Origin of the sequence: Rhizobium centroccidentale (genome assembly GCF_030182565.1) — a bacterium.
In the GTDB taxonomy this organism is placed as follows: Bacteria; Pseudomonadota; Alphaproteobacteria; order Rhizobiales; family Rhizobiaceae; genus Rhizobium.
Genome location: NZ_JAQJCG010000004.1, coordinates 200,027 through 211,689, shown reverse-complemented (window position 1 = coordinate 211,689; position 11,663 = coordinate 200,027). Strand labels below are relative to the sequence as shown.

The window sequence follows — 11,663 nt, the reverse complement described above, 5'->3', positions numbered from 1 at the left end:
AATGTCTTGACCCCTAACCGCGAATAACGCTCAAGGTGGGATATGCCTGATACGAAAAAGCTGACGCGCGCGGAGCAGAAAGCCCGCCGCCCCGTTCAGATCCTGGATGCTGCGTTTGAAGAGTTCGTCGAACGCGGTTATGTCGCGACGCGCGTCGAAGATATAGCCACCAGGATCGGAGTTACCAAGGGAACCGTCTACGTTTACTTCGAGACCAAGGAGCAGCTTTTCGAAGCGATGATCCGGCACATTTCGACGCCTCTCGAAGATCTATTGATAAGCGGAAATGAGCTGAAGGGAACCGCTACGGAGCGGCTTCGGAAAAATATCGAGCTGATCTACGATCTCATAATCAATGATCGCAAATTGCGCGAATTGATGAGGTTCGTCATTGCCGAAGGTTCGCGGTTTCCACATATCGTCGACAGGCACCACGACATATTCATCGATCCTCTCGAGCATCAAATGCAGTCGCTGATTGATGAAGGAGTAAAACTCGGAGAGTTTCGAGCGGCGCCGGCCGCTTTCGCCGATGCCGTCGTTGCGCCCGCAATCGCCTTTCTGTTCTTCAAGCTGCTTTTCGACGAGCGGCGAACTCTGGACAAAGCAAGCTATCTGGAGGCGCACATCGATCTTATTTTGCACGGGCTGCTACCGAAGGAGCCTCGCTAGCGAGATATCCACTATCGAACGGCCAGCCTTGCTGCGAGAGTGGCAAATTGCTGCTCCCGAAGATGCTGGAAATCGCAGCCCTACCGGGCCGGACTTCCGGATTTACAGCGAATCAACGTGACGCGCATCCGCGCAGTGAGAAGATGCGGCTTCTATCGTGCGCCCAAGGAGGCCACGCGATCGGCAGCCGCCGAAAAACCTTGCAAGGATATCTGGAAGCCGAGGGGGTTGCCGCCATCGGCAACGACCTTGAGGTTCAGGCGCGACCCGGTTCGCAATTTGCCAAGTGTTGCAGCGTCGACCGGAAACAAGGCGATGCAGCCGTTGGGCAAACAGGTGCGAAAACGCACCGGCTTCAAAGGTGGCTGATCATCGATATTCGGCGTCACGCCCGAGTCGAGGACAATTCCGAAGGGCAGCAGCAGTGTCGCGAGCGCGCCGCCGTCGGGACGTATCTGCATTTCGACGGCAAGCAGCCTCTGGCCGTTTTGCTGGGTTTGATCTTGCGAAATCGTGCATGCCGACGTCTTGTCGCGTTGGCTGCAGGCAACGCGCCAGTCCTGGTAAGTCTCCTGCAGGCTCGAAGCGCCATTTGGCAGAGCCGATTGCGCAAAGGCCGAAGACGCAAAGCCAGCACAGACAAAGGCGAGTACCGCATAAGATATGCGGCCAATTATCTGGAATGAAGTAGATGTGAAATTTGACAAGGGATAAGATCTCTCGACTTGAAGTGCGACCTACCGCGGTCGGTTCCATTGGGAGCGAAGGCAACGAAATAAGGTCAATGATGATCGCCGTCGGGACGAAATTCGTTGTTTATGATTGCCGTGACCGGGGTTGGTCAGGTGCATACCCACTCCCGAACGGCGCAGCGAGAACCTGAGCGCTCACATGCCTTAAGCGCGAGATCTTCAGCTTCGCGACGCGTCGGGGCCGAATTTGCGCTCCAAGGTGTGGCACGGTCACGCTGTTCCTTGCCGATGGCAAGAGCGCCGCAATGATTATAGGGAAAGCCGGTCTTATCGTCGTCATCCCAGTGCCGATGATTGCGAAATACGCTGACCACGACACAGCTCTTGCCCTTGTCCCGCTCGCAGTGCTTGAGCGCGATATCCATGGCTTCCTGGCGCTTGTCTGCCCCCCAGAAGAAGCCGTATTTTTCATCGGGCGCGGAATAGGCGATGGCTGCCCATATGCCGCGCTCGTCAGGCGGGGGAGCCGGCGGCTGCTCTGTCGTGAAGAGATCGGCAGCCCATGGATGGGCGGTAGAGGCTAGAAGCATGCCTATCGCGGCAATTGCGGATTTCAGTCTCATTTTTAGCTCCCTTGCTTTCCTGCTGCCGAAGCCACGGAAATGACGACGCAGCCGCTTCCTGTCGGCAAAAGCATGGCATCGCCACCATCGTTGCCGAGCTGGTAGACACCGACCTGGTCGAGATTGTTGACGAGCTTGCTTCCGTTCGGGAACTTGGCCGAAACTTCCGGGCAAGACATTGTGAACGGCGCGACGCGAACCATTGATCCTTCGCAGCCGGACGCGACGGGTGCGGCAAATACGATGCCGGCAGCCGGACCGCTATAGCCCTGCGTTGCATAGTTCATCCCGACAAGTGCCTGTACGGCATGCTTATCGGCTGCTTCTTTGTTCCACACCGATTGGACATTATACTGCGTGCCATTGGTCAGCAGCTGCCCGAGAACCGGGAAAATCGTCGAGCAGGAGTGGAGGCCCGCCTGCTTGGCATGCTGCAGGAAGGGTGTGTCGGGCAGCGCCTGATTGGCGTCGTTCGCCGCCGCAACCGCCGGCTGGGAGAGAAGATTACCCAAAACATCATATCGGACGGCGGCATAGCCGCCAGCGCCGGCGATTGCGATGGCCAGCACCGAAAGGGCGGCGGTTTTTCGCCAGCTTCGCTTCGGCTTGATTTGCTCGGCCGCCAGGTTCTGAATTGCGGCGTCCTTGGTGTTTCGCGACATGATGCGATCGTGAATTGATTGCTGGGTCATTGAAATCCATCCGTCACTTTATCGCCTTAACCGCTGCGGAAAGGCCTTTGAGATTTGCGGTCACGCTGATCGTCCTCCCGTCTGCAGTCGGATAGGAAACCGTCGGCGCCGTATTCTTGGAAATCTGCTCGCGCAGTGCGGGTCCGACCGGCAACATGCCGACGCAGACCGTGGTGTTGCAGCCATTGAACCGGACCTGTATCGGCTCCTTGCGGCCCTCGAATTGCAGCAGGATACCGCCATCGCTTTTGGCAACCGGGGCCGCACGCAGGATCATATAGGGGTCGCCTTTCTTCGTCGCGGCGAGCGACCAGCTGAATGCGACCTGCCCGGCCTCGTTCTCGATGATTTGGGTAACATTGCAGACCCGCTGGCGGATCTTGAGATTTTCGTCGCAGATCAGCGTCCAGTTTTCAAAGGGACGAATGGTCCGCTGATAATCGCCAGGCTTCACTTCAGGAGGAGCAACGACCTCGGAAGGCTTTATGCGATACGTGGGAGAGGCTGCATCCTGTCCGGCTGCGATCGAGCCGAACAGGAGCATGCAAGCCATGAAAGCCGGGACGCCGAAGAGCGCTCCTTTGAACATGTCAGGCTCAATTCAAGGTGAAGCTGACGCCAGCGCCGACACCCACGTGTCCGCCGGCGGCCGTACCTGACAAGTTCGCCCGGACGCGGCCGTTCTCGCTGGTGTAACCGGCGCCGAAGGCCACCGCGCCCTCGCCTCGCCAGACACCGCCACCGAGAGCCACGCTCGCCTTGCCCGGACGGTCATCATAGCGAAGCGATGCCGCTGCAAGCCCGATTGCGGCCGCCTGCCTTGCCTCGGAACGGACGTCCCCAAGTTCCTGGTTCAGCTGGCCGAACTTCTGGTCCGTATAGTTGTTGGCGGAAGCCAGCGTAGTGGCGGCGGCTGTGTCCGTATAGGATTTGACCTGAGTGATGCTATCACCCAATTGGGCGACGTTCACGGCATCCGTGGGAGCGACACCCTTGCCGACGTTGGAAATGACCACCGGCGCATTCACGTCACCGCCCTGCAGCGTGATGCTGTTCTTCTTGCTGCCATCGGGATTGAGGTCATAGGTGACGGCATTCTTGGTGATCGTTCCGACACCCGTCTGCAGGCTGTCGATCGCCTGATTGGTCGCATAAAGCTGCGATCCGTTGATGGCGTCGGTGCTGCTGGAAGAAATACGGCCGGCAGCGACGTTCGTGATGGTTCTCTCAGCCCCTTGAGAACCCACACTCACCGTTCCGACGGGCGTGGTACCGGCGAAGTCGTAATGCTGACCCTGGATATCCGTGCCGGACGTGCCGACAGCAGCCTGCGTTGACGAACCGGAGCCCAAGGCCACATCATTGGCATTGTTGGCCTGCGCGCCCTGTCCGAGGGCGACCGCACCCTGCCCTGTCGCCGTAGATCCAAGTCCTGCTGCCAGGCTGCTTGTTCCGCTGGCGACACTCTGCGGACCGATCGCAACGCTATCGGTGCCGCTGGCGCTGGAATCCGCTAGCGTGGAGTTGGCGTGGAAATACTTGATGCCGCCGCCGTTGGTGATGTTGGTCAGCGTGCTGTCGACTGCACCGAAGGCATCATAGACCGTGCTGTAGTTGTTGCCCTGGATATTGTAGGTCGGACCGGTGATCGACCCATCCGGATTGACCGTCGTGTTGCCGCCGATCAGGTTGGTAACGTTGGTGCCGAGACCCTTCAGCTGGCTGACATTTACCGCGTCGGTGTCGGCCGAACCGGCTGCAAGATTGGTCAGCTTGCGTTCCGAACCAGCCGAGCCGATCGAAACTTCGCCGACGGAGGTTTGCGGGCTCGTAAGCGCAAAGCCGGCGTAGCCGGATTGAGCGCCCACGGTGGTTACGGATTGCGCGCCGAGAGCAACGCTGTTGATGTTGTTGGCCTGCGCGCCGGCGCCGAGAGCCACCGATTGGACGCCCGCAGCCAGCGAGTTTGTGCCAAGTGCAACGCCATCAGCCAGCATGACATGGGCATTCTGGCCGATAGCCGTGCCGCCCGGAGCAACCTGGTCGACGACCGCGCCATTGCCGATGCCGATGCCGTTGTCGCCGTTGACGACGGTCGTCGGACCGACCGCCACCGATTCGGCACCGACAGCAAGAGAGTCACCGGCAGCCGAGTTGGCATGGAAGTATTTGCTCGGTGTCGTCGCGACTGAAGCAATGGCGCCCTGAAGCTGGCGAACCGTGACAGCATCCTGCGCGCTGGTGCCGTCCGCGACATTGATGATCTGCCGATAGGACGTGCTCGAGCCGACCGAGACGGCGCCCAGCAGGGTTTTATCCGTCGTATTGTACTGGATGAAGTTCGTCGGTCCAGCCGCGATCTGTCCGGTGGCCGGCGCCAGGGCGCGATCGGCAACCGATCCGGAACCAAGGGCCACACCGCCGACGATGGTCGACTGGCTGTTCATCCCAAGTGCGAGCGAATTGTCGGCGACGGAGGTGGCGTTATAGCCGACCGCCGTGGAACCAATTCCTTGAGCGGAGGAGTCGCTGACGGCGAGCGTGCTGTCATTGGTGCGCACATACCGGATACCCTTACCGTTTGCATCGGTATAGGTCGTCGACGTGTCACCGGCCAGATTGTTGATCGTATTGCCGAGATTGGTCAGGTTGCCGCCGATCGTTGTCACCGTCGTGTTGAGACTGTCGACCGCCTGGTTGGTGGCAAAGAGCTGCGAGCCGTTGACCGCGTCGGTCGAGCCGCCATTGAGCTGGCCGGCCGCGACATTCTGGATCTGACGCTCCGCACCGGCGGATCCCACAGAGAAGGCGCCAGCCGGGGTGGTGCCCGCGAAGGTATAGGCCGTGCCTCCCACGGTGGCACCCGAGACCGCCGTCGTCGCACCGGACTGCGAATTCAGGCCGATGGCCACGTCGCCGGCATTGTTGGCGACCGCATTCGGGCCGACGGCAACCGAATCCGTCCCGAGGGCCTGGGAATCCGGCAGTGTGGAATTGGCATGGAAATACTTGATACCACCACCGGTGTTGATGTTGTTGACGATATTGCTGAGATTGGTGATACCAGTCGTATTCAGGTCGACCTGCTGGTTGGTCGCAAAGAGCTGCGAGCCGTTGATGGCATCCGTCGAACCGTTGTTGAGCCGGCCCGCCGCGACATTGGTGATGGTGCGCTCGGCGCCTGGTGCGCCGACGCTCACCGTCGAGGCAGGTGTCGTGCCGGCAAAGTTATAGGTATTGCCACCGATCACCGCGCTTGCGGTACCGACCGCTGTTGTGGTCACCGAGCCCGAGCCAAGAGCGACATCGCCGGCATTGACTGCGGAGGAGAGAGCGCCCAGTGCGAGCGCGTTCTGAGCGCCGGCATTCGCACCAGCGCCGAGAGAGGCTGCTTGAACACCGGTTGCAAACGCGTTCTGACCGATCGCGGTGCTGGAGGTCGCCGTCGCATTAGCATTGGGGCCGATGGCGGTGCCGTAGTCACCCGTCGCCTTGGATATGTATCCGAATGCCGTTGCATCGAGGCCGGAGGCGCTCGCACCGTTGCCGGCTGCGATGGCATTCGCGCCTGACGCGACCGAGAGCGGTCCGATCGCGACCGATTCCGCACCCGTCGCCGACGAATCCGCCGCCGCCGAGTTGGCATGGAAATATTTGATGCCGCCGCCGTTGTTGATGTTGCTGATGTCGGTCGTGTTCTGTGTCACTTGTTGGTTGGTCGCAAAGAGCTGCGAGCCGTTGACGGCATCCGTCGAACCATTGTTGAGCCTGCCCGCCGCAACATTGGTGATGGTGCGTTCGGCGCCCGGCGCGCCGACGCTCACCGTCGAAGCCGGTGTCGTGCCGGCGAAGTTGTAGGTGGTGGTGCCGATCACCGTGCTGGCGGTGCCGACGGCGACGTCCGTCACCGAGCCTGAGCCGAGTGCCACGGCGCCTGCGTTGCCGGCGGTGGCGTTGGCGCCCAGCGCGAGGGCATCCGCGGCGCTGGCATTCGCTTGTTTGCCGAGAGCGGTTGCTTCAACCGCGGTGGCAAATGCGTTCTGGCCGATCGCGGTGGTGGAGGTGGCCGTCGCATTAGCATTGGGACCAATGGCGGTGCCGTAATCACCCGTCGCCTTGGAGATGTATCCAAACGCCGTTGCGTCGAGGCCGGAGGCGCTGGCACCGTTGCCGGCTGCGATGGCATTCGCGCCTGACGCGACCGAGAGTGGTCCGATCGCGACTGATTCGGCACCCGTCGCCGACGAGTCCGCCGCCGCCGAATTGGCGTGGAAATATTTGATGCCGCCGCCGTTGTTGATGTTGTTGACTGTCGTGCCGATGGCATCGACCGCCTGGTTGGTCGCAAAGAGCTGCGAACCGTTGATGGCGTCGGTGGACGATCCGCTGACCCGGCCCGCCGCGACGTTGGTGATGGTGCGCTCGGCGCCCGGCGCGCCGATGCTGACCGTCGAAGACGGGTTGGTGCCCTGGTAGGCATAAGTGGTGCCGTTGACCACCCCGCTCGCCGTGCCGACCGCTGCCGTGGTTACAGAACCCGAACCCAGAGCCACGTCGCCGGAGCTTGCCGTCGCCGTCGCGCCATTGCCCAGGGCAACGTTGCCGACGAAGCCTGACGCACCCGCCGTTGAACCGTTGCCCAAAGCAACCGAGCCCTGGCCGATCGCCTTGTTGTTGTTGCCGATCGCGACCGCGCCGGCCGCCTGGTTGGCCGCAGTGGCGCTTGCCGTGCCATCGCTGTTGGCGATGTTGTTGGCACCGCCGGTATAGGCGCCCGTGCCGCTCGCATAGCTGGGATCGCCGATCGCGACCGCGCCGTCGCCGTAAGCGGTATTGCCGGAGCCGATGGAGACCGCCTTGCCGCCGGTCGCAACTGCATTATTGCCCACGGCAACCGCTTCAGCAGAGGTGGCCTGGGCTGCTGTTCCGACCGCAATCGCGTTGGCGCCTGCCCCGTTCGCGTTGATGCCCAAAGCGACCGCCTGAGCCCCGCTGGCGACCGACCCACCGCCGATCGATGTGCTGTTCACACCACTGGCAGTGGAAGACTCGCCCAAAGCCAGGGTGTTTGATTGGCTCGCTGTGGCGTTCGCGCCAAACGCTGCCGCATTAATGGCAGTCGCTTTTGCATTGAATCCCATGGATGCGGCTCCACTTCCCGAGGCATTCGCGCCTGGGCCGACCGCGGTGGCTAAATTGGAGCCGGAATTCGCATTGTTGCCGACAGCGACGCCGGAGGTGGCGCCATTTGCGACGATTGCGCCCGAGCCTATTGCAACAGCGCCGCCGGCAGCGATCGCCTGTGCCTGGTTACCCAAGGCAACGCCGAAAGCTCCCGAGGCAACGGTGGTCGGACCGATGGCAAGCGAGTTGATCCCCGAGGCGGCCGCTGTCGTGCCGAGAGCGATGGAATCGGTGTTCGAAGCGTTGGCGTTGTAGCCGATCGACGTCGTATTATTAGTGCTGACGCCAATACCGGCGTTGGTTCCAAGCGCGATATTGTCGTTGCCGGTGACGAGGCTACCCGCGGAGGCCTTCAGGGTGGCGTCGTAAGCGACAGCACCGTCGCCACTTCCAAACGCGAGGTTGCGCGTCCCGGAGACGCCCGAGCCAGCGCCTCTCATGACGCTGGGAATGCCGCCGCCGATGGCGGTGTTTTGCGCGCCGCTGACAAGCGTACCGGCAGCGATACCCATCGCTACGGAACCTGTATTGGCGGTGGTTGACCCAGCGCCGGCACCCTGTCCGACGGCAACCGTGCTGCTGCCGATGGCTACCGCTTGCGTCCCGATTGCGGTCGCGCTGTTTCCTGTCGCCCGGGCATTGTTGCCGACGGCGGTGGTGGCACTATCCGTACCTTGGGCTCCCGAACCTACCGCGACCGAGCTGTCCCCTGTCGCCCGGCTGTTGTTGCCGACGGCGGTGGCGGCATTGTTTGTCGCCTGGCTAAAGCTACCGATAGCTGCAGAATTGTTGCTGGTTGCCTGGCTCGATACGCCGACAGCCGTGGCGACGGCGCCGCTCGCGCTAGCCGCGTTGCCCATCGCGGTGGCGCTGGCGCCGCTTGCGGTGGTGTTGACACCATAGGCCGAAGCCCCATCCGCCAGTGCGCGGGCGTTCCCGCCTACGGCAAGTGCATTGACGCCGGTGGCGTTTGCGAAGACACCCATGCCTATGGCGTTGAGGCCATTGACACTCATCGAATAGCCGATGGCGATCGAAGCGTCGCCCGTTGCACTGTTAGAGGTGCCCAATGCCACGCTGTTCGGGTTATTCGCTTTAGCACCGTTACCGATGGCAACGGCGTTGGCGGCTGACGCCGTTCCGCCACCGGCCTGATATTGCGCCTGGGCCGGCGCGGAAAGGCCGAGCGCGGTGAGCGCTGCAAGGCCGCCGATCACGCTGGCCGAACGCAAGCTCCCGCCGGCACCCAACGAGCCGGGGCCTATGTCCTTACGGCGCATGCCGAGAACACGAGAGGCCATCCGCAGCACAGCCATCAGGCGGCGCCGGAGCGACCGATCAGTGCGGTCGGCTGAAACAAAGGTTCCAGCAAATCCGGTACGAGATTTAGTCTGCAGATGGTCCCCAACGCACTCGCTCATGCTGCTTTCTCCTCGCTGCTATCTGGACGACTAAGCACGCGTGAACCCGCATCTGCGGCTGCGTCGTCGTTGAAATTATGCGCTTGCTGAAGCGCGCGACCCATTTTGGCGGCCTGGCTTTCGAGCTGTTCGCGGACCGTATCGACCCATGTCTGCGTCGATATCGGAACGGAATACAATGCGGCGTCGGCCCGATCGGGCGGAAGCTTTGTCGCCACCAGGGTGCGGCAGACATCAAAGTGAAATAATGGCTCTCCTTCCCCGTAGGCCGGGGAGGTCAGACCGAAGACAAGGCAGGCGAATAAATAATCGACTTCCGCGCCTGTCAGACGGCTGGCATATCGTTCTTGCAAGGCAGTCCAGGCCACCTCGATCTTCGGAGCAAAGATTTCAAATTCAGGGAATTGAATGTCCATGGAGCACCGGATGATTACCAATCGGGAACATGGCCTTATTTCAGTGCAACCGTATTTTAGAAAATTCCGGATTTTTTTTAGAAAACTACGGTTTTTTGCTTAGCCGGTTGCAGGTGTAGCCACTTTGCCACACTTAACCTAAGGCTGTTGCGCATGAATATGCGGACCGCTGGACGATCGGCGGCAAGTGGTTCTTTCCATTCCGAAAAATCTCTTCTGCCGCATGAGCGGAAAACACCCCATCGCCGCCAGCACCTCTCGGCTGACGCGCGGAAAATCATGGGTCTCGGAATATTGGAATTGGCTTGGGACGAACCCGGGCTTGCGCTCAGGCCCATGCGGTTATCGCATATATCGAAGCTCTGTCGGCGTCCGTCCCCGGTATCTCTTCATGGTGGTCGCCAGATGGCTTTGATCCGAAAAACCTGAAATGTAGGCGATTTCCGCAATCGCGATTTCGCCCTCGGTCAGCAATTTTTCCGCAAGATCCAGGCGCAGATTTATCAGATACCGGTGTGGAGGCATGCCAAAGGTCTTGGCGAATCTCACGATGAAATGATTGGGCGAAATGCCAGCGACCGCCGCAAGCTCGGCGACGTGAACCTTTTCGGTGAAACGTTCGCGAAGATACTCTTCCACGCGTCGAGCGCTTTTGGCGGAGAGCCCTCCCCTGGGCGACGGAAGCTGTTTCATATTATTCGCATAGGTACGGAGAAGATGTGTACTGAACAACGTAACCAATGAATCCAGATAGAGTTCATTCGGAGTTGCCTTCCCGGTTAGCTCGACGGAAATCCTCTGCGCTATGCCGAGGGCGATAGGATCGACGGTGCCGAAAGCCGGCGGCAGAAGTTCTACATTGCCAAGATCGAACTCCTGGAGCGCCAGTTCGGCCAGAACGTCAGGAGGAATGGCGACAACAAGATTTGTCCTGGTTTCCGACCAGGCAAGGGTGCTATCCATACCGGTGGGATTGACCACCAGACCGCCAAGCGGCGCATCGTACTGCGTGATCCGGTCGCTGCCGAGAGAGGCTCGCAAGCCACGCGAGGGAGCCAATACGACTGCCACCGCATGCTCCTTTGCAATCCAGGTCTGCGATCCGGGATTGCGAACGGAGTTTATGACGCTCCCGCGCGCGGTGGCCTTCCTAGGGCCTGAACTTTCAGGAATTATATCAAATACATATCGATCGGCCCGTTCCCGAACCTCACCCGCATAGTTCATTCTTCATCGCCCCGCCCGAACGAAATCCTGTAAATGCAAACAAGCAGACCTGACCCCAAATTCGCTTGAGATCCCAGTTTCCCAACACTGCCAACTCGACGCTGCAGCCAGCTAATAGGGCGATTAAATAGTATAAATTACAGAGTTTGGAAGGGGAGATATGCATATGGTAAAGAAAGAATGACGCGGTAAAAACCCGTCAATCTTAGCGCGGACAAATATATCCCACGCACTTCGATAGATGGTTGCTATTGGGCTAAATCTTAATTCGCGGCGAAGTAGAAAAACCGATTATCGGGCCGCTGGGACCGCTAAAGATCGCCTCGGCGCTTTTCATATAGATCCCAAGCGACGTCCACCATCGCCAGAAGAACATCTTTTTGATTCCATCCGGCTGCAGCCGCAACCCGAACGATTTCACCAATGATAGGCTGCAATTGGCGTTGGCACTCGCTTGAAATGTCGTCAGCACTGTTTCCTACAGGTGGTTCACTAAATTTGAATTCTACCATTCTCGCTCTCGCAGCCTTAATATATGTCAGCTATCACATTTCCAACATAAAATAAATCCGTAAGGACGCCCCGAGATTTTCATAGCCCCGCGCCTAGTCACACTATCGCTATGCTGTAATCAAGCCAAACTTCATTACAACCATTAACTCTATATCATTGGGCAACTCACGGAACGAGCCGCAAGAGATACAAGAAGAACGGAAGTTATTCTGCCGCCCGGGCA

9 protein-coding genes are annotated in these 11,663 nt (G+C 59.9%); 1 reads left to right on the top strand and 8 read right to left on the bottom strand.

The annotated features are described in order from the left end of the window. The first annotated feature begins 42 nt into the window (after positions 1 to 42). Positions 43 to 672: a TetR/AcrR family transcriptional regulator gene (locus PH562_RS07740; protein ID WP_285172510.1), complete on the top strand. Its 630-nt coding sequence runs from the start codon at positions 43 to 45 to the stop codon at positions 670 to 672. Positions 673 to 824: 152 nt separating this feature from the next. Here PH562_RS07740 and PH562_RS07735 read toward each other — a convergent pair whose 3' ends face one another. The 8 genes from PH562_RS07735 to PH562_RS07700 form a co-directional block, all read right to left on the bottom strand. Then, on the bottom strand, positions 825 to 1,349 hold the full coding sequence (locus PH562_RS07735; RefSeq protein ID WP_483315332.1) for an invasion associated locus B family protein: 525 nt from the start codon (positions 1,347 to 1,349) through the stop codon (positions 825 to 827). A gap of 164 nt (positions 1,350 to 1,513) precedes the next feature. Further along, positions 1,514 to 1,987: a DUF4189 domain-containing protein gene (locus PH562_RS07730; RefSeq protein WP_285172509.1), complete on the bottom strand. Its 474-nt coding sequence runs from the start codon at positions 1,985 to 1,987 to the stop codon at positions 1,514 to 1,516. Positions 1,988 to 1,989: 2 nt separating this feature from the next. Next, complete coding sequence (locus tag PH562_RS07725) at positions 1,990 to 2,679, bottom strand: hypothetical protein (RefSeq protein WP_285172508.1); 690 nt, start codon at positions 2,677 to 2,679, stop codon at positions 1,990 to 1,992. 13 nt (positions 2,680 to 2,692) lie between these two features. Continuing rightward, positions 2,693 to 3,268: an invasion associated locus B family protein gene (locus PH562_RS07720; protein ID WP_113229185.1), complete on the bottom strand. Its 576-nt coding sequence runs from the start codon at positions 3,266 to 3,268 to the stop codon at positions 2,693 to 2,695. Positions 3,269 to 3,275: 7 nt separating this feature from the next. Further along, on the bottom strand, positions 3,276 to 9,284 hold the full coding sequence (locus PH562_RS07715; protein ID WP_483315328.1) for a YadA-like family protein: 6,009 nt from the start codon (positions 9,282 to 9,284) through the stop codon (positions 3,276 to 3,278). Beyond that, complete coding sequence (locus tag PH562_RS07710) at positions 9,281 to 9,700, bottom strand: hypothetical protein (protein WP_113229183.1); 420 nt, start codon at positions 9,698 to 9,700, stop codon at positions 9,281 to 9,283. Before PH562_RS07710 ends, PH562_RS07715 begins: the two co-directional genes overlap by 4 nt. A 342-nt stretch (positions 9,701 to 10,042) precedes the next feature. Continuing rightward, positions 10,043 to 10,927, bottom strand: a complete 885-nt coding sequence (locus tag PH562_RS07705; protein WP_285172506.1) for a helix-turn-helix domain-containing protein — start codon at positions 10,925 to 10,927, stop codon at positions 10,043 to 10,045. Positions 10,928 to 11,238: 311 nt separating this feature from the next. Then, on the bottom strand, positions 11,239 to 11,439 hold the full coding sequence (locus PH562_RS07700; RefSeq protein WP_285172505.1) for a hypothetical protein: 201 nt from the start codon (positions 11,437 to 11,439) through the stop codon (positions 11,239 to 11,241). Positions 11,440 to 11,663 lie beyond the last annotated feature (224 nt).